The sequence below is a fragment of the Clostridium sediminicola genome (assembly GCF_050402865.1).
Taxonomy (GTDB): Bacteria; Bacillota; Clostridia; order Clostridiales; family Clostridiaceae; genus Clostridium_AF; species Clostridium_AF sediminicola.
The window spans coordinates 1-17,185 of record NZ_BAABMF010000020.1; the positions used below are offsets into that span (position 1 = coordinate 1).

Below are 17,185 nucleotides of genomic sequence, written 5' to 3' on the forward strand. Positions count from 1 at the left end.
TCTACAATGAAGAAAGATTTCAAAAAAAATTAGGGTGCTTGACTCCAATAGAATATCGAAATCAAGCACCAAAATGTGCATAAATTTTTAATTAAATTACCTGTCTACTTGACAAGAGTCAGTTCAAAAAGGGCTTTTTTTATTTTAGTGCTTATTAGTAGATAATTTAATTTATAAAGCTTGCGGTTTACTTTATTGCTTTGTTATAATTAAAGATAAACATTGAGATAACTTAATTCAAAGATGTCCAAAATCCAAGACTTTAATGAGTTATGGATTTGTATAAATTTTAAATAGCAAAATAGGAGAGAAAAATAGTGGATTACAATGAAAGTATTAAATACATATCTGAGTCATCAAGATTCAGTATCAACTTAGGACTTGAAAGAACAGAAAAAATGCTCGAACTTTTAGGGAATCCCCAACATAAAGTCAAATGCATTCACGTAGCAGGAACCAACGGAAAAGGGTCTACTTCCGCTATGATATGCCAGATTCTTATGGAGCAGGGTTATAAAACAGGGTTATATACTTCTCCATATATTGAAGTTTTTGAAGAAAGAATACAAATAAATAGAGAAAATATTACTAAAGAAAAGTTTGCGCAACTTGTTACAAAAGTATCTTTGGCTGTGGAAGAATTGAAAAAATTAGATTTTGAACCACCAACACAATTTGAGATTATAACAGCAGCAGCATTTTTATATTTTTTTGAAAATAATGTTGACTTTGTTGTGCTAGAGGTTGGTCTTGGCGGTAGACTAGATGCAACTAATGTGATTACTCCAATTTTGAGTATAATAACATCCATTAGTTATGATCATATTAATATACTAGGGGATACAATAGAAAAAATAGCTTATGAAAAAGCAGGTATTATTAAAAATAATGTACCTGTGATACTTTATCCACAATATCCTGAGGCTTATAAAACAATTCGTAATATATGTAAAGAGAGAAGCTCAAAGTTAGTAGAAGTAAATGTTAAAGAATCTAGTTTTCTAAAAGCTATTATTAACGACAATTTTGTAGGGCAGGAAATAAAAATCAAAACACATTTTGATAGTTATGATATAAAATTATCACTGTTAGGCAAGCATCAAATATTCAATTGTGTAACAGCAATAACAGCAATTGAAGAACTAATAAGATTAGGAGTAGTAATTAAGAAGGAAAATATTATTAGTGCTCTTTATAAAGTGAAGTGGATGGTTAGATTAGAAGTTTTAAAAAAGAAACCACTAGTTGTTATTGATGGTGCACATAATAAAGATGGGATAAAGATGCTTTTAGAATCTATTGAAGAGTACTTTGACTATAATAAATTGAATTTAATATTAGGAATATTGGCTGATAAAGAGATTGAAGAAATGGTTGAATTAATTGCCAATAAAGCACAAAAAATAATTTGTGTAACTCCAAATAATGATAGAGCGGAACTTGCAAAGAATTTAGAAAAGATGGTTTATAAGTTTAATACAAATTGTTGTTCTGAAGATAATTATTTAAAGGCATATGAAAAAGCTATTAAAAATTGCAATGAAGATGACTTGCTTTTGGTTTGTGGATCACTTTATATGGTAGGAGATATGAGGAAGTACATTATATAGATAAATAAAGAAATCCCCTATGAGAAAACTCATAGGGATTTATATTAACAGAAGCATCCACAGCCGCATAAGCCTAAACCGCCACCACAGCCGCAGCAGCATACTAAAATGATTATAAATATTATTAATAAGATATCATCACAATCGCAGCAACCTTTTCTTGAACAACCCATGAAATAGCCCCCTTCCAAAAGTTTATGTGGTGTTGCTTGTCCACATATTTTATTATATGCGATATAAAAAAATTGGTTACATTAATTAAATTTTTATTTTTAAACGCTACAATTGTAATAAAATTACAAAGAAATCAGTGACAAGTGATAAGTTAATGATGATAGAATAATGAGCTTTTGCTAATGCAAAAGAGATTTTTTATCTTTTATTTAATTAAGAGCTTTCGTTTACGAAAGGTATCATAAACTTGTCACTTATCACTTGTCACTATAAATTTCGAACTTGTTTCGCAATTTATAATTATGGTGAGATATTATTTATATTTATGAGAGGAGAAATAATATGAAAGATAAAATCATTTATGATGGATGGTTAAAGTTATATGAAAGAAAAATTAATGGTAGAAGGTATGAAATAATTAAAAATTATGATGCTGTAGCTGCAATTATAATGAATGAACGGCAAGAAATATTGCTAGTTAAACAATTTAGACCTGCTTATATGGATTATACTTTAGAAATACCTGCTGGATGTCTTGATGTTGATGGTGAAGATAATGAAACTTGTCTAATTAGAGAATTAAAAGAGGAAACAGGTCTTATTGTTCCAAAAGAAAAAATATATAAAATAATATCGTATAGACCAATAATGGGATTTAGTAATAGTGTACTTCATTTATATAAAGCACAAATTAACACAGAAGAAATTGAAAAGCTAGAATTGAATGATAATGATGTAATTGAGGTTCATTGGATGCCGTTGGATGAGTTTGAGAGGAAAATAGAAGCAGAAGAGATAATGGATAGTAAGACGGTTATGAGCTACTTATATTTAAAAAAGGAAACTTTTTTATAGTTGTAAGTTGAAGGTGTAAGTAGTAAGTTATAGATTTCCATTGTATGAAAGCTTTTATTAAAGAAAATTATCTTTAACTTACAACTTACAACTTCTACATAGAAAAAGATTATTCCCCTTTTTTATATTCTATAAGCGCTTTAGATAATTGATCTGGGCAAGAAGTAGATCTTCTACCACAACGAATTCCGGCTAATTTATTAATTACATCATCTATGTTCATATTTAAACAAAGTTGAGTAAGCCCTTTTAAGTTACCATCGCAACCTCCAATAAAATTAAGTCCTACAATCTTATCTTTTTTTATTTCAAAATTTATTTCTCTTGAACAAACACCTTTAGTTAAAAAAGTTTCCATAAAATCATCCCTTCTTTTGTTAGCTATATATTAATATACAAAATAGATTATAAATAAATATTTATTTTTGGTCAACATTAATATTCCGATTTAAATTATATAAACATATTATGTTAAATAGGTGGTGATAATATGGGGTGCTTATGTGTATGCAATACCAACTCTGATACAATTTCTATTGTAAATACCGAAAATCTTTCACTTAAAAAAACTATTAATTTAAGAAATAAAGAAAATACTAAAGTTGGCCCACACGGAATTATATATTATAAAAACTCAATTTTTGTAGTAAATAACTATAGTAATAATTTGAAAATAATAGAAAATTTTGATGAATGTAATGTTGAAAATCATTATATAGGAATACATTGTAATGATTTAGTGATTTATGACGAAAAAGTATATGTTGCATGTGGTGAATCAAATAGTGTAGTTGTTTTTGACATGTTAACAAAGAAAATAATAGAGGAAATACCATGTGAAAATCAACCTCATAGCATAGAGATAAATGATAATAAAAAACTAATGGTTGTTTCAAATTTTAATAGCAATAGTATTACTTTAATTGATTTGGAGGATAGTAGAAGAATTTATAACATAAGAGTAGGGGAGTATCCAACAAAAGCTTGTTTTACACATTTAGGAGATAAAATAATTGTTTGTGAGAGTAATATAGGAAATCATGAGAATGGAAGCATAAGAGTACTTTCGTTGAAGGAGTTAAAAAATGAAATTAATATAAAAGTAGGTAAAATACCAGTAGATGTATTTTTGACGGATAAATTTAGTTTTGTATCGAATTTTGGTGATGGGTCAATCGATATTATTGATCTAGGAAAATATATTAAAAAGAGAAGTATTTATGTTGGCGGAATGCCTAGAGGAATTATAGTTGATAAAGGTAAATTATTTATCGGAGATAATTATAATAACATATTAATTAAGTTAGATATTAATGGCAAAATAATAAAAAGTATTCCTATTGGTAAAGAACCAACAGGAATAGCGTATTTTACTCATCAATTAATACTTTGAAAATTCTGGTGTAAATTTCTGATGAATTATTTTTCCACTTAGCGCATAATTCATTGGCTTGTTTTATTGAAGCTACATTTACTTTTAAATCTAATAAAATAGAATTGTTTTCTGATGCTTTTAAATTAACAATATAGTTGTTATCTTCGATAGTATAATCTGCTGAAATTGTAATTTCATTTTTTATGTTTTCTAAATTTTTCTGAAGGAAATTATCAATAAGTTCAATTTTTGATGGAGATATTCTGTTTTTAAATAATTTGAGTACACTCTCTCCATTTTTAGTTATAACTAATCTTTGTTTGCCATCAAAATCTATATAGTTTAAAAATTTTGCAGAACATAACTCAGTAATATATTGCTGAAGAGTAAAATAATTTATTAAATTATTTTTTAAAATTATTTCAGTAACCTGGTTATTTGAAATAGGAAGATTAATTTTGTTGAGTATGTATATTAAGAGTAATTTATTTTCTGCTAGTTCAGTAGTATTACTAAACATTTTCCCAACTCCTTACTAATGTAAATCTATTTCGTCGTTTATTTTACTAAAGATTAATTTATATCATTTATGAAATAAATAATATAAAATATTATAACATAAAAAGCACCGAAATTATTCGGTGCTTTTAAAAAAAATTATGGTCTTTTACCATTTAGCATTTCTTTTTCAGCCAATTTTACTAATCGTTTTGTCATAGTTCCCCCAACTTTTCCGCAGTTTTGAGAAGTGACTTCTCCCCAATAATCTTCAGAACCTTGGTGTACACCTAAGTTTAATTCTTCTGCTATTTCATATTTCATGTTATCTAACAATTTGTGAGTTTCTGGAACAATTTGTGTTCTTCCGCTTCCGCTTTGTCCTAAAGCCATTAATTTTCCTCCTTTATTTATAGAGAATTGATAAAAAGGGCAATCTCTATAATGCTTGTATTTATAGTTTATGAAGGGGAAAAGTATTTATACTAATAGTTTAAAGGCAAATTAGGAAGTAATTAGCTTGTATTAATAAAAAGTAATTGAATAAAATTATATTTTTGTAATAAATTCATTTTGAGTTTTATATAAATTATTAAGAAATGAATAATAGGAGGAAAAATGAAAGGATTGAAATATTTAAAAAACAAGAAAATTTTAATTTATATTTTTGTTGTCATAGCTATTCTATCAATTTCTATATCATTGAATTATAGAACAAAAGGTGTATTTTTTAATACGAATAAAAAATTACCTATATATTATGTGGATAGAGAGGATAAAAAAATAGCTATTTCTTTTGATGCAAGTTGGGGGGCTAATAATACTATAAAAATATTAGATATATTAGATGAATACAATGTTAAAGCGACATTCTTCTTAGTTGGCAGATGGGTGGACGAGTTCCCAGATGAAACTAAAGAAATACATAATAGAGGGCATGAGATTGGAAACCATACAGATACTCATCCTGACATGACTAATATATCTAAGAGTAATATGGTAAAGGAGATTAATCTTACAGATTCTAAAATAAAAAATTTAATAGGAGAAGGAACAACATTATTTAGATGCCCAGGTGGGGCTTATAACAATAGTGTAATTGAAGGTGTAGAAAGTACAAATCACTTCTGTATCCAGTGGGATGTAGATAGCATTGACTGGAAAGAGCAGGGGGCAAATTTGGAATATAATAGAGTTATGAAGAAGACCAAGCCGGGATCTATAATACTTTTTCATAATGCTGCAAAATTTACTCCTGAAAATTTACCTAAAATTTTAAAACAATTAAAAGAGCAAGGATATGAATTTGTTACAATTTCAGAGTTGATTTATAAAGAGAATTATTATATTGATTATTCAGGAAAACAAATAAAGAACGATTAATTTTTAAAATAAATCTTGAATATCTTTAAAATAAGTATTATAATATATTTATGTAAATTAATGGAAGAGTGCTCACGATTTTATATAATGTTTAAATAATTGATATAATTATAAAATTAATATAAATTGTAATATTTATTTTCTTTCATGAATAAATTAACTTTGTAAGATAAAATAAAAAAAAACTAAGGGAGAGAAGGGGTTACATGAATAATTTAATGCAGAATAATAAGATTTATCTTGAAGGTGTTTGTATAAGTGAATTAGAATTTAGTCACAAGATGTTTGGTGAAGGTTTTTATTCTTTTAAGATGAGAGTTCCAAGATTAAGTGACTCAATAGATATTTTACCAATCACTGTATCTGAGAGATTGCTTGCTGATGTAGATATTAGGAAAGGTCAACAGTTTATAGTTGAAGGGCAATTAAGATCTTATAACAAATATATATCAGGAGCAAATAGATTGATATTAACAGTTTTTACAAGAGATATTCAACCATTGGTTGAAAAAAGTAAAAATCCAAATCAGATATTCTTGAATGGATATGTTTGTAAAAAACCAGTTTACAGGACAACACCTTTTGGAAGAGAAATTGCAGATATTTTATTGGCGGTAAATAGATCTTATAATAAATCAGATTATATACCAACAATATCTTGGGGAAGAAATTCAAGGTTCTGTAAAACACTAAAGGTTGGCGACAATATAAAAATATGGGGTAGGCTTCAAAGTAGAGAGTATCAGAAAAAAGTCGATGAAGATGATGTAATTACGAAGATAGCATATGAAGTTTCGATTTCAAAATTAGAAAGAGCAGATGACAATGAATACGAGGAAGAAATGAATTTCGGTAGAGATTATCATGAGGATAATGATGAATCCAATGAATATGACGATTATTGCATGAATGAAAATGAAAAGATTGCAAAATAAAATAACGTAAAGGTTAAAACCTTTACGTTATTTTTATTATTTTCTCAAATCATCTAGAAGTTGAGTTTTATCTTTTGTTTTATCATCAACTTGTTTGATTATTTTAGCTGGAGTTCCTGCAACAACAACATTTTCTGGAACATCTTCAACAACTACTGAACCAGCAGCTACTACAGAGTTAGCACCAACTTTAACACCTTCTAATATAACTGCATTTGCACCTATAAGAACATTGTCACCTACTTCGCATGGTGAAGCACTTGGTGGTTCTAATACACCAGCAACTACAGCGCCTGCGCCTAAGTGAACATGCTTTCCTAATTTAGCTCTAGCACCTAGTACAGCATTCATATCAACCATTGTTGATTCACCAATTTCACAACCTATGTTTATAACTGCTCCCATCATGATAACGGCTTTACTCCCAATAGAGACTCTATCTCTAATAATTGCGCCTGGTTCAATTCTAGCATCTATGTGTTTTATATCTAACATAGGGATAGCAGAATTTCTCCTGTCATTTTCAAGTTTAAATTTGTTAATCTTACCTTTATTGTTCTCTAAGAATTTTTCTACTTCATCATTTTCCCCAAATAAAACATAAAAACTCTTTTCTCCAAAAACATCTATGTTTCCAAAGTCACAATTTGACAAGTCCCCGTCTACATAAACTTTAACAGGCGTAGTTTTTTCAACTTCCTTTATGAAACGAGCTATTTCATAAGGATTAGTAAAATCATAGTTCATTATAAAGTCCTCCTTTTAACCTATTCATTCCCTATTATAATAAATATTATGATTATTATACAGACATATTATGTAAAATAACGGATATATTCTAAGAAAAGAACAATTTTTTTTATTAAATATGGATAAATAATGTTAACTACTAATTTAATCTAGACATTCTATATTAGATTAGTGTAAAATTTATGAAAAGATTAAATTTAGACAAACAGCTTTAACTATGAATCTGTTTAAGTCTAAAACTCACAAATGTTTGAGAGTTTAGACATGTTTAGATTAAGTTTATGTAATGTTTGTCTTTAGAATGGGGCGAAATACAAATGCGAGATTTTTCATCAGAAAATGTAAAAAACATTGAAATTTCAGGAATAAGAAGATTTTTCAATAAAGTAGCTAAAGTAGAAGGGGCTATATCTCTAACTTTAGGGCAACCAGACTTCAATGTGCCAAAGAAGATAAAAGATGCAATTATTGAGGCAATAAACGTAAATAAAACAACGTATACTTCAAATGCGGGTTTAGTAGAGTTGAGGGAGGAAATATCTAATTATTTGTTAAAAGATTTTGAAATAAATTATGGTTCAGAAGAGATATGTTTAACAGTTGGTGGGAGTGAGGGGCTTTTATCGACTTTTACGGCATTGATAAATAAAGGGGATAAAGTTCTCATACCTACACCAGCTTATCCTGCTTATGAAAGTTGTGTGAAATTATTAGGTGGTTCTATAATAAATTATAAGTTAAATTCTGATTTTACAGTTGATGTAGAAGAATTAAAAAGAGTAATCGAAAAAGAAGAACCTAAAGTTTTAGTTTTATCTTTCCCTACAAATCCTACAGGAGCAGTATTATCAAAGAAAGATAGAGATGATTTATACAGAGTTATTAAAGATAAAGATATAGTAGTTATAAGTGATGAAATATATAGTTCTATGTGTTATGAGGATGAATATTATTCTATAGCACAATTTGAAGATATTAAAAAAAGGATAGTATTAGTTAGTGGGTTTTCAAAAATGTTCTCAATGACAGGGTTGAGGTTAGGTTATGTTTGTGCTCATTCTGATATTATGAATCAAATAATTAAAGTCCATCAATACAATGTCTCTTGTGCACCATCTATAGTTCAGTATGGAGCTTTAGAAGGTCTTAAGAATGCATTAGGTGATGTAGAGGTTATGAAGAGTGAATTTAAAAAGAGAAGAGATTATGTTTATGATAGATTAATTAAAATGGATATTGAAGTTTGTAAACCAAACGGGGCCTTTTATATCTTTCCTTCAATAAAAAAATTCAACATGACTTCTGATGAATTTTGTGAGAAGCTATTAAGAGAAAAAAAATTAGCTATTGTGCCTGGAAGTGCTTTTGGTGACGGAGGAGAAGGTTATATAAGAATTTCTTATTGCTATTCTATGGAACAACTTGTCTTAGCACTTGATAAACTTCAAGAATTTTTGAGTACGATTAAGAATTAAGGTGTAACAAGGTGAAAGAAAAATGGATAGCAATTATAGGGAGTCCTAGAAAAGGTAAAAACACTGATTTGTTAGTGGATTACATTATAGAAGCTCTCAAAACAGTTAGTATTGATGTTGAGAAATTTATTTTAGATAGTAGAAACATTAATACATGTAGTGGGTGTGAGTATTGTATAGAAAATGGTATATGTGTTATTGACGATAGAGTCTCAATGATAATTGAAAAAATGAAAACTGCAAATGGATTTATATTTGCATCACCATCCTATAACTATAATATGACTGCCCAAATGAAAGCTTTGATTGATAGAACATTTTGTCTTAATGATTACAAGGGCGGATGGAGTAGTAGATTGCCCAGTGGAAAGAAAGCGATATTAGTGGGTGTTTGTAAAGGGAGAAATGAAGAATTTATGGGTAATACTATTAATGGGATGGCAATGTCAATTGAGGAATTAGGTGTAAATACTGTTGATGTTATCAAGTATTATAATACTAAACATAATCCAGTGATAGAAAATGGTGAAATAAGAGAAGAGATACTTCGTAAAATAGTATCAAATAAGAAGATAAAAAACAGCTAAGGGAAACCCCTTAGCTGTTAATAATATTGTCCATTGAATACATTCCAGGATCTTTACCTGCCATAAATTCACAAGCTTTTAACGCACCTACAGCAAATACTTCTCTGGAAGTGGCTTGGTGAGTTAATTCAATTACTTCGCTTTGGCCAGCAAATATTACACTATGTTCACCAACAATACTTCCGCCTCGGACTGCGTGAATACCAATTTCTTTATTGTGTCTTTTTGAGATACCGCTTCTACCATGTACATACATTGTTTCTTCAGGTATAGCTTCTTTAATTGTATCTGCTAAAAGAATAGCAGTTCCGCTTGGGGCATCTACCTTTTGATTATGATGTTTTTCAATAATTTCTATATCGTAGTTTTCAAAAAGCATAGCACTAATATTTTTTAATACATTGTTGATTACATTGATTCCTATAGACATATTCGCTGATCTAAACATAGGAATACTAGTACTCATTTTTTGTATAGCACTTAATTGTTCATCAGTATAACCAGTTGTGCATAAAACAAGTGGTAATGATTTTTCTTGTGAATATTTTAATAAAGATTCTAATATATCTGGTCTTGAAAAATCTAGAATAACATCTACATCTACAGTGCATTCAGATATATTTTCAAAAATAGGATAATCAAATCCATTAGTTTTATTTTTATCTATACCTGCTACTATAGAAAGATTATTAAATTGTTCTATAGCACTAGAAATAACTTTGCCCATTCGGCCAGAACAGCCTACCATGAGTATTCTAATCATATATTAAATCTCCTTTATACCAATATTGGCTTCCTTTAATTCATTAACTAAAACTTTTTTATTCTTTTCATCCATTTCACATAAAGGCAATCTAAGGTCGCCAACTTTCATCCCCATTAAGTTCATAGCTGTTTTTATAGGAATAGGATTTGTTTCTATGAATAACGAGCTTATTAATGGTATATAATTTAATTGAAGTTCAGTAGCTTCTTTATGTTTTCCTTCAAAGTATAAAGAACAGATATCATGGAAAGTTTTTGGAAGTATATTAGCAGCAACAGATATAACACCTAAACCACCTAATGATAACAAAGGAATAATTTGATCGTCATTTCCAGAGTATAAGTCAACACTATCACCACAAAGGGCCTTCATCTTCATGATTTGACCAATATTACCACTAGCTTCTTTTATAGCTATGATATTTTCAATTTTTGATAATTCTAACATGGTTTCAGGTTCAATATTTAAACCAGTTCTTGAAGGAACATTATAAACAATTGTTGGAATTGATACTGCAGTACAGATTTCTTTATAATGAGCTATTATTCCTTTTTGTGTTGTTTTATTATAATAAGGAGTAATTAATAATAAACCATCTACACCTATATTTTCAGCCCACATACTTAAACTTTTACTTGAAGCTGTATTATTAGATCCTGTTCCAGCAATTACTGGTAATCTCTTGTTAATAACATCAACTGTAAATTTTATAGTCTCTTTTTTTTCTTGTAAAGACATAGTTGAAGCTTCGCCGGTTGTTCCGCATATTACAATTGCATCAGTACCAGAGCTTATATGCCATTCTAGTAATTCCTCAAGCTTTTTAAAGTCAACATTTCCATTTTTAAAAGGAGTTACTATTGCTACACCACTACCTTTAAATAAACTCATAAAACCACCCTTTTTTTATTATTTGTTGTTTAGTAATTATTAATCAAACATTCTGCTATCTGGACAGTGTTTGAAGCAGCACCTTTTCTGATATTATCAGCTACTACCCACATATTGATACCATTTTCTACACTAAAATCTCTTCTAAGTCTTCCAACGTATACTTCATCATGGCCTTCAGATTCTAAAGGAGTAGGGTAAATAAGTTCATCTACATTATCTTTAAGTATTATTCCTTTAGAATTTTGGAAAAGGTCAAAAATATTTTTTATTTCAAAATTCTTTTTTAATTCAACATTAATACTCTCGCTATGCCCATAAAATACTGGGATTCTTACGGCAGTGGCTGTAATTTTTAAATTTTCATCATGAAGAATTTTCCTTGTCTCATTAACCATTTTCATTTCTTCTTTAGTATATCCATTATCTAAGAATACATCAATATGAGGGAGAGCATTACCAGCAATTGGTTGAGGGAATTTTTTAGGAGCTATCCCCTTTCTGCCATCTTCTAAGTCTTTATATCCCTCGACACCTGCACCAGAAACTGCTTGGTATGTTGAATATACGATTCTATTGATACCGTATTGATCATATAATGGTTTTAACGCAACTACAGCTTGAATTGTAGAACAGTTTGGATTGGCTATAATTCCTTTATGAAGTTTAATATCTTCAGGATTAACTTCAGGAACAACTAAAGGAACCTCAGGGTCCATTCGCCAAGCACTACTATTATCAATTGCTACTGCGCCATATTTTGCAAATATTGGTGCGTACTCCTTGCTAATTGATGCACCAGCAGAGAATAAAGCTATATCAATTTTTTTGCTTTTTATATTATCCTCTTTTAATTCTTCAACTATATAGTCATTGCCGTTAAATTTTAATACCTTTCCAGCTGATCTGGCAGATGCAAATAAATATAGATTTTTAATAGGGAAATTTCTTTCTTTCAATACCTCTAAGAATTTCATTCCAACCATTCCAGTAGCGCCTACTACTGCAACATTATAAGTCATAATTAAGCCCTCCTAATAGTTTTATATTCTACTTCTTTAAGACATGTACATAAATTAAAGAAATATTATTAAAATTTTTTAATATTTAATTTAATTGTTAATTTATTTGATTTTCTATACATTACTATTATAAGTTATTTATTTAATTAGTTAAATTAAATTTCAAAATAAATTTTATCACAATTAATGTATAAATATAAAAAAGTAAGAATAATTATTCGTACGAAACATATAATACTCTACTATAAAAAACTTTTAATTGTTATCTATTATTATAAATTAGTATAATAAAAAAAGACGAGGAAAGGAACACTTTTCCGCATCTTCTATAGATAACAAATTGTGTACCTTGTAGCACTCCACTTGATTCGTGACAGTCTTACAAATGTTATCTGTAAGCCCAGGGAATAAATTTGCACTTCACACCCTTCGGCTAATATCCCTTTCCTTATATATCTTCGTTCGCCAACTTAATATAAGTACTTTTGATAGTAGCACCTCTACCATGGTAAAATAGTAATGTTTATTTATATTTATTCAGTTTATTAAAGAATAGTTTAACATAAAAAAAAATGTTATGCAATGGTTAAATGTAAAAAAAATTTTCTTATGTTAATTGTTAATTATATTTACGATTGAAATAAATTACGAACTAGTTAACGGTTGACAGTTAAGGACACCTTTCACTTATGTGAAAGCTTTTAATTTAACTAAAAGATAAATTAATTACTTTTGTATCAGCAAAAGATCCTTATTCTATTCTGCCAAGCAGATAAAGGTTTAGTTAAAGATTTTCTGGAAGAAAATCATCCTTTACTGTCAACTGTAGACTGTCAACTGGCAACTATAAATTGCGAAGCGTTTTTGTTCACAAATTATAAAAATGGCGAGTCTGCTTGTATAAAATAAACAATTACGGGCAAAATAATAATTGAATTTTTACAAGGAGAGATAAATATGGCAAAAACACCTTTAAAGAAAATTATTAAAGCTAAGATAAGGTCAAATAAAGAATTGACACAATTAGAAAAATTGCGAGAAAAAGTTAAATATGAGATTGCGGAAGAATTGGGCCTAAAGGAAAAGGTAGATAAAGTAGGATGGAGTGCATTAACTGCTGAAGAAACAGGTAGAATTGGAGGTATGATGACTAAAAGGAAAAGAGATTTGCACATACCCAAAAATTCAGAAATTCAAAAGATTGATAGAAGAGAAGAATAAGTTTAAATATAATCTTGATTTTTATATAGTTATTATTTATATTTATTTAAGAGTATAGTAAATGTAAAAGTAAATATAAATATAATAGCTATTCTTTCTGGGGGGATATTGTGAAATGTTATGAAGAGTTTGCTTATATTTATGATAGTCTAATCTATGGAGATATAAACTATTGTAAATGGGCTGAAAAAATATTTGAAATATGTAAAGGAAAATGTGTGTGTTTTGACAATTATTTAGATATTGCTTGTGGAACAGGGAATTTAACGATAGAAGTAACAAAATATTTTAAACATACATGGGGGTTGGATTTATCAAGTGATATGTTGATGGAAGCTGAAAATAAGTTTAGAACTAGAAATATTAAAGCAAATTTCGTTTGTCAAGACATGACAATGATTAAATTAAATAAAAAATTTGATTTAATCACCAGTGCTTTAGACTCGGCTAATTATATTACAGATAGTAATAATTTAAAAGAGTTTTTTAGAGGGGTATATAATCATTTAAATGATGATGGCGTTTTTATATTTGATATCAATTCTTATTTTAAACTTTCAGAGATATTAGGGAATAATCTTTATACATATGACAATGAAGATGTTGTTTATATATGGGATAATAGTTTTGAAAATGATATCGTAAATATGTATTTAACTTTTTTTATAAAGAATGAAGAGGATTATAAGAGATTTGACGAATACCATACAGAACGAGCTTATAAAGAAGAATTTTTGGAAAACATGATAAGTTCTGTTGGATTTGAGGTAAATGCAAAGTTGGACAACTATACTGATGATGAAGTTAATGATAAAACTGAGAGAATAACTTACGTGTTAACGAAATAAAAATAAAAACTAGCTTAGAAAAACAGGGGGAATATAAATGTCAGATAAATTGATAAAAGCATTGGCAAAAGATGGTCAAATAAGAATTATTGCTGCTACAACAACAGAATTAGTTGCTACAGCTACCGATAAGCATAAGTGCGCTGCAACTGCATCAGCAGCATTAGGAAGATTGTTAACAGCGGGAGCTTTAATGGGATCTATGCTAAAAAGTGAAAAGGATGTTTTGACAATAAAAATGGATGGAGGAGGACCAGCAGAAGGATTAGTTGTTACAAGCTACTCCAATGCAAGCGTTAAAGGATATATTGGAAATCCTAATGTAGAGTTACCAGCTAATAATAAAGGTAAATTAGATGTAGGTGGTGCTATAGGAAAAGAGGGTGGATTAGTAGTTATTAAAGATATGGGATTAAAAGATCCATATGTAGGTCAATCACCTATATATAGTGGTGAAATAGGTGATGACTTGGCATATTATTATACAGTTTCTGAACAAACTCCAAGTGCGGTAGGATTAGGGGTGCTCGTTGATGAGAACTTAGATGTTATTACAGCTGGTGGAATAATTATTCAAATGATGCCAGGGGCGGATGAGATGCTGGCCGATTTAGTCACTTATAGATTGGAAGATTTAGGTTCTATTACAGGGTTTTTAAAAGATAAATCAATTTATGATATGGTAAATTTCTTATTTGATGATATGGATTTAAAAATTATATCTGAAATGGAACCTGAATTTAAATGTGACTGCTCTAGGGAAAAGGTTGAAAAAGCATTAATTAGTATTGGGAAAGAAGAGCTAAGGACTATTTATAACGAAGGAAAAGAAGAAGAAATTAAGTGCCATTTTTGTAACACTGCATACAAATTTAATAAAGAAGATATAGGAAATCTTTTAGAAAAAGACGTTAATTAGGGATTTTATAATTAGGGTATGTTTTAAAACAGTGTTGATATTAATTAAAAAGTTCACAATTGAAATAAATTGCGAAGCGCTTTTCTTGGCAATTTATAATTGTTGTATCAAATAATCAAAAACAATAATATATTAAACTATAGAGATGTTAAACCACAAAAAGTAAACTAAATCAAAGATGCTATATATTGATGTGTTCTTATGCTATATATTGTGAGGAAAGTTAAGATGTTTACTTTTTGTGGAATAACCATAGCATAAAGTAAAATAAAATTAAGTTTGTATGAAATATATAGAAAATTGATAAAAAACAGTGTAAGATTAATCTAATTCAATATAAAGAGCTATATTGAGATTGACATTGGGCGGTATATTTTATATTATATTAATGCGTTTGCGAATGAAATGTTTCAGGAAGCAAATAAAAAAGATTTAATAAAGTCTTGACAAAGTTTTTGAAATGTTATATAATTAACTTCGTCATTAAAAATGGGAGCATAGCTCAGCTGGGAGAGCACCTGCCTTACAAGCAGGGGGTCACAGGTTCGAACCCTGTTGTTCCCACCAAAAAAATAATGGCCCAGTGGCTCAGTTGGTTAGAGTGCCGGCCTGTCACGCCGGAGGTCGAGGGTTCGAGTCCCTTCTGGGTCGCCATTTATATAGTTTTAATAAGGCTCGATAGCTCAGTCGGTAGAGCAGAGGACTGAAAATCCTCGTGTCACTGGTTCGATTCCAGTTCGAGCCACCACTAGCGGGAGTGGCTCAGTGGTAGAGCGTCACCTTGCCAAGGTGAACGTCGCGAGTTCGAATCTCGTCTTCCGCTCCAAATATGGCGCTATGGCCAAGTGGTAAGGCAGAGGCCTGCAAAGCCTTTACCCCCGGTTCAAATCCGGGTGGCGCCTCCAAAAAACCTCAACTTTTTAGTTGAGGTTTTTTTATTGTCAATTATAAGTTTTAAGTGGTAAGTTACTGAAAACTTATACCTTTAAGCATAGAAAACCAACTAGTTTTCTATGCTTAATATGCTACCTCTATCAATTAAACTCCCCTTACCGAGATTTACATAACTAACATTGTGCTTTTCTAAAAAAGTTTTAACTTCATTTGAATATTTATAGTTATCTAGTTCTCCGTAAAAACCTATCACATTCTTATCAATTAACCCGCAAGTTCCTCCTATGAAACCATAATTTAAGCCTGGTAAATCAATGTGTCCAGGAGATAATAATAAAACATCTATATTCTCTTTTTTTACTGCTTCAGCAATGCTTGTATCTGAAGTTATTATGGCGTTAGCTTTTATAATTGCTGTAGAACATTTCGTATAACCTTGTTTCACATTTAATAATTTTTTGGTTTTAACAAAATTTAATAAATTTTCATCAGTATATTGGAGGTTGTGAATAAATATATTACCTAAATGAACTGAATTTAATATTATATCATAGGGATATTTTTCAGTAAGAGGATTTTTGGTATATAAAATCTCTAAATTTATATGAGAAATTGAGTTTATAAAAGAATCAGGAATATCTTTATGAAAAATAATTTTATTTTTGCTTATTATATTCATTAATATATCAGGATGACATTTTATAGCCTCGTATAGTTTATGACAAGGGGGGCATTTGATAACTATGCCATATTTAGATAAGTTATTAAATTCGGTTTGAGTTATCCTACAATCTACAAAAAAATATTTCATTTACTATCACCTCAATTATAGTTTTTGTATATGTTTTAAAATAATTTCGATATTAAAAAATGCTTCGTAATAAAAATAGAAGACGAAATAAATCAGTGACAAGTGATAAGTTAATGATGATTTTCTTGCAGAAAATCTTTAATTAAGCTTTTATCATCTTGGATGATGGAA

At 29.1% G+C, this 17,185-nt stretch carries 19 protein-coding genes, 5 tRNA genes and 1 riboswitch; of the genes, 15 read left to right on the forward strand and 9 right to left on the reverse strand.

The features are described from left to right. Positions 1-317 precede the first annotated feature (317 nt). Positions 318-1,610: a bifunctional folylpolyglutamate synthase/dihydrofolate synthase gene (locus ACQ3F0_RS21975; RefSeq protein WP_428867873.1), complete on the forward strand. Its 1,293-nt coding sequence runs from the start codon at positions 318-320 to the stop codon at positions 1,608-1,610. Positions 1,611-1,654: 44 nt separating this feature from the next. Here the strand turns inward: ACQ3F0_RS21975 and ACQ3F0_RS21980 are convergent, their stop codons facing one another. Next, positions 1,655-1,783: a hypothetical protein gene (locus ACQ3F0_RS21980; protein ID WP_428867874.1), complete on the reverse strand. Its 129-nt coding sequence runs from the start codon at positions 1,781-1,783 to the stop codon at positions 1,655-1,657. A 343-nt stretch (positions 1,784-2,126) separates the two neighbouring features. On the opposite strand from ACQ3F0_RS21980, the gene ACQ3F0_RS21985 reads away from it, so the two are divergent. Further along, on the forward strand, positions 2,127-2,639 hold the full coding sequence (locus tag ACQ3F0_RS21985) for an NUDIX hydrolase (RefSeq protein ID WP_428867875.1): 513 nt from the start codon (positions 2,127-2,129) through the stop codon (positions 2,637-2,639). Between the two features lie 109 nt (positions 2,640-2,748). Here ACQ3F0_RS21985 and ACQ3F0_RS21990 read toward each other — a convergent pair whose 3' ends face one another. Next, positions 2,749-2,997: a TIGR03905 family TSCPD domain-containing protein gene (locus tag ACQ3F0_RS21990; RefSeq protein WP_428867876.1), complete on the reverse strand. Its 249-nt coding sequence runs from the start codon at positions 2,995-2,997 to the stop codon at positions 2,749-2,751. Positions 2,998-3,129: 132 nt separating this feature from the next. Here ACQ3F0_RS21990 and ACQ3F0_RS21995 point away from each other — a divergent pair, with 132 nt between their 5' ends. Continuing rightward, positions 3,130-4,032, forward strand: coding sequence for a YncE family protein (locus ACQ3F0_RS21995; RefSeq protein ID WP_428867877.1), 903 nt, complete (start codon positions 3,130-3,132; stop codon positions 4,030-4,032). Here ACQ3F0_RS21995 and ACQ3F0_RS22000 read toward each other — a convergent pair. After that, positions 4,010-4,534 carry a DUF4364 family protein gene (locus ACQ3F0_RS22000; RefSeq protein WP_428867878.1) on the reverse strand — a complete coding sequence of 175 codons (525 nt, stop codon included), beginning with the start codon at positions 4,532-4,534 and terminating at the stop codon, positions 4,010-4,012. The two genes, ACQ3F0_RS21995 and ACQ3F0_RS22000, sit on opposite strands and share 23 nt — an antisense overlap. Before the next feature lie 137 nt (positions 4,535-4,671). After that, on the reverse strand, positions 4,672-4,905 hold the full coding sequence (locus ACQ3F0_RS22005) for an alpha/beta-type small acid-soluble spore protein (protein WP_428867879.1): 234 nt from the start codon (positions 4,903-4,905) through the stop codon (positions 4,672-4,674). A 225-nt stretch (positions 4,906-5,130) separates the two neighbouring features. Between ACQ3F0_RS22005 and pdaB the strand changes: the two genes are divergently transcribed. Both pdaB and ACQ3F0_RS22015 read left to right on the forward strand, forming a co-directional pair. Continuing rightward, positions 5,131-5,895: a polysaccharide deacetylase family sporulation protein PdaB gene (gene pdaB / locus ACQ3F0_RS22010; RefSeq protein ID WP_428867880.1), complete on the forward strand. Its 765-nt coding sequence runs from the start codon at positions 5,131-5,133 to the stop codon at positions 5,893-5,895. 206 nt (positions 5,896-6,101) lie between these two features. Then, positions 6,102-6,830, forward strand: coding sequence for a single-stranded DNA-binding protein (locus ACQ3F0_RS22015; protein WP_428867881.1), 729 nt, complete (start codon positions 6,102-6,104; stop codon positions 6,828-6,830). A 36-nt stretch (positions 6,831-6,866) separates the two neighbouring features. On the opposite strand, the gene dapD is transcribed toward ACQ3F0_RS22015, so the two are convergent. After that, the gene (gene dapD, locus ACQ3F0_RS22020; RefSeq protein WP_428867882.1) at positions 6,867-7,577 is read right to left on the reverse strand and encodes a 2,3,4,5-tetrahydropyridine-2,6-dicarboxylate N-acetyltransferase; all 711 of its coding nucleotides are present in this window, start codon (positions 7,575-7,577) and stop codon (positions 6,867-6,869) included. Positions 7,578-7,897: 320 nt separating this feature from the next. Here dapD and ACQ3F0_RS22025 point away from each other — a divergent pair, with 320 nt between their 5' ends. Both ACQ3F0_RS22025 and ACQ3F0_RS22030 read left to right on the forward strand, forming a co-directional pair. Then, positions 7,898-9,055, forward strand: a complete 1,158-nt coding sequence (locus tag ACQ3F0_RS22025) for a pyridoxal phosphate-dependent aminotransferase (RefSeq protein WP_428867883.1) — start codon at positions 7,898-7,900, stop codon at positions 9,053-9,055. A gap of 11 nt (positions 9,056-9,066) precedes the next feature. Continuing rightward, the gene (locus ACQ3F0_RS22030; RefSeq protein WP_428867884.1) at positions 9,067-9,642 is read left to right on the forward strand and encodes a flavodoxin family protein; all 576 of its coding nucleotides are present in this window, start codon (positions 9,067-9,069) and stop codon (positions 9,640-9,642) included. 10 nt (positions 9,643-9,652) lie between these two features. Here ACQ3F0_RS22030 and dapB read toward each other — a convergent pair whose 3' ends face one another. The 3 genes from dapB to ACQ3F0_RS22045 are packed head-to-tail and all read right to left on the reverse strand — an operon-like array spanning position 9,653 to position 12,321. Beyond that, positions 9,653-10,405, reverse strand: coding sequence for a 4-hydroxy-tetrahydrodipicolinate reductase (gene dapB / locus ACQ3F0_RS22035; RefSeq protein WP_428867885.1), 753 nt, complete (start codon positions 10,403-10,405; stop codon positions 9,653-9,655). A 3-nt stretch (positions 10,406-10,408) separates the two neighbouring features. Beyond that, complete coding sequence (dapA, locus tag ACQ3F0_RS22040) at positions 10,409-11,299, reverse strand: 4-hydroxy-tetrahydrodipicolinate synthase (protein WP_428867886.1); 891 nt, start codon at positions 11,297-11,299, stop codon at positions 10,409-10,411. A gap of 29 nt (positions 11,300-11,328) precedes the next feature. Next, positions 11,329-12,321, reverse strand: coding sequence for an aspartate-semialdehyde dehydrogenase (locus tag ACQ3F0_RS22045; protein ID WP_428867887.1), 993 nt, complete (start codon positions 12,319-12,321; stop codon positions 11,329-11,331). A gap of 344 nt (positions 12,322-12,665) precedes the next feature. Next, positions 12,666-12,832, reverse strand: a riboswitch (Lysine riboswitch). Between the two features lie 446 nt (positions 12,833-13,278). Here ACQ3F0_RS22045 and ACQ3F0_RS22050 point away from each other — a divergent pair. The 8 genes from ACQ3F0_RS22050 to ACQ3F0_RS22085 all read left to right on the forward strand — a co-directional run bounded on the left by ACQ3F0_RS22050 (position 13,279) and on the right by ACQ3F0_RS22085 (position 16,214). Next, a complete protein-coding gene (locus tag ACQ3F0_RS22050; RefSeq protein ID WP_428867888.1) occupies positions 13,279-13,542 on the forward strand; it encodes an alpha/beta-type small acid-soluble spore protein in 264 nt (87 codons plus the stop codon). A gap of 110 nt (positions 13,543-13,652) precedes the next feature. Then, complete coding sequence (locus tag ACQ3F0_RS22055; RefSeq protein ID WP_428867889.1) at positions 13,653-14,390, forward strand: class I SAM-dependent DNA methyltransferase; 738 nt, start codon at positions 13,653-13,655, stop codon at positions 14,388-14,390. A 37-nt stretch (positions 14,391-14,427) separates the two neighbouring features. After that, the gene (gene hslO, locus ACQ3F0_RS22060; protein ID WP_428867890.1) at positions 14,428-15,309 is read left to right on the forward strand and encodes an Hsp33 family molecular chaperone HslO; all 882 of its coding nucleotides are present in this window, start codon (positions 14,428-14,430) and stop codon (positions 15,307-15,309) included. A 491-nt stretch (positions 15,310-15,800) separates the two neighbouring features. Beyond that, positions 15,801-15,876, forward strand: a tRNA-Val gene (locus tag ACQ3F0_RS22065). 10 nt (positions 15,877-15,886) lie between these two features. Then, a tRNA-Asp gene (locus tag ACQ3F0_RS22070) sits at positions 15,887-15,963 on the forward strand. Positions 15,964-15,981: 18 nt separating this feature from the next. Next, positions 15,982-16,057 (forward strand) — tRNA-Phe (locus ACQ3F0_RS22075). A gap of 3 nt (positions 16,058-16,060) precedes the next feature. Beyond that, a tRNA-Gly gene (locus ACQ3F0_RS22080) sits at positions 16,061-16,135 on the forward strand. Positions 16,136-16,140: 5 nt separating this feature from the next. After that, a tRNA-Cys gene (locus ACQ3F0_RS22085) sits at positions 16,141-16,214 on the forward strand. 98 nt (positions 16,215-16,312) lie between these two features. Here the strand turns inward: ACQ3F0_RS22085 and ACQ3F0_RS22090 are convergent. Further along, entirely contained in the window at positions 16,313-17,014 is a 702-nt protein-coding gene (locus ACQ3F0_RS22090; RefSeq protein ID WP_428867891.1) for a DUF6873 family GME fold protein, read from the reverse strand. Between the last annotated feature and the right edge of the window lie 171 nt (positions 17,015-17,185).

Bases quoted from the DNA above. Each gene is read 5' to 3' on its own strand.
- ACQ3F0_RS21980 (WP_428867874.1), bottom strand. From the start codon at position 1,783: ATGGGTTGTTCAAGAAAAGGTTGCTGCGATTGTGATGATATCTTATTA.
- ACQ3F0_RS21985 (WP_428867875.1), top strand. From the start codon at position 2,127: ATGAAAGATAAAATCATTTATGATGGATGGTTAAAGTTATATGAAAGA.
- ACQ3F0_RS21990 (WP_428867876.1), bottom strand. From the start codon at position 2,997: ATGGAAACTTTTTTAACTAAAGGTGTTTGTTCAAGAGAAATAAATTTT.
- ACQ3F0_RS21995 (WP_428867877.1), top strand. From the start codon at position 3,130: ATGGGGTGCTTATGTGTATGCAATACCAACTCTGATACAATTTCTATT.
- ACQ3F0_RS22000 (WP_428867878.1), bottom strand. From the start codon at position 4,534: ATGTTTAGTAATACTACTGAACTAGCAGAAAATAAATTACTCTTAATA.
- ACQ3F0_RS22005 (WP_428867879.1), bottom strand. From the start codon at position 4,905: ATGGCTTTAGGACAAAGCGGAAGCGGAAGAACACAAATTGTTCCAGAA.
- pdaB (WP_428867880.1), top strand. From the start codon at position 5,131: ATGAAAGGATTGAAATATTTAAAAAACAAGAAAATTTTAATTTATATT.
- ACQ3F0_RS22015 (WP_428867881.1), top strand. From the start codon at position 6,102: ATGAATAATTTAATGCAGAATAATAAGATTTATCTTGAAGGTGTTTGT.
- dapD (WP_428867882.1), bottom strand. From the start codon at position 7,577: ATGAACTATGATTTTACTAATCCTTATGAAATAGCTCGTTTCATAAAG.
- ACQ3F0_RS22025 (WP_428867883.1), top strand. From the start codon at position 7,898: ATGCGAGATTTTTCATCAGAAAATGTAAAAAACATTGAAATTTCAGGA.
- dapB (WP_428867885.1), bottom strand. From the start codon at position 10,405: ATGATTAGAATACTCATGGTAGGCTGTTCTGGCCGAATGGGCAAAGTT.
- dapA (WP_428867886.1), bottom strand. From the start codon at position 11,299: ATGAGTTTATTTAAAGGTAGTGGTGTAGCAATAGTAACTCCTTTTAAA.
- ACQ3F0_RS22045 (WP_428867887.1), bottom strand. From the start codon at position 12,321: ATGACTTATAATGTTGCAGTAGTAGGCGCTACTGGAATGGTTGGAATG.
- ACQ3F0_RS22050 (WP_428867888.1), top strand. From the start codon at position 13,279: ATGGCAAAAACACCTTTAAAGAAAATTATTAAAGCTAAGATAAGGTCA.
- hslO (WP_428867890.1), top strand. From the start codon at position 14,428: ATGTCAGATAAATTGATAAAAGCATTGGCAAAAGATGGTCAAATAAGA.
- ACQ3F0_RS22090 (WP_428867891.1), bottom strand. From the start codon at position 17,014: ATGAAATATTTTTTTGTAGATTGTAGGATAACTCAAACCGAATTTAAT.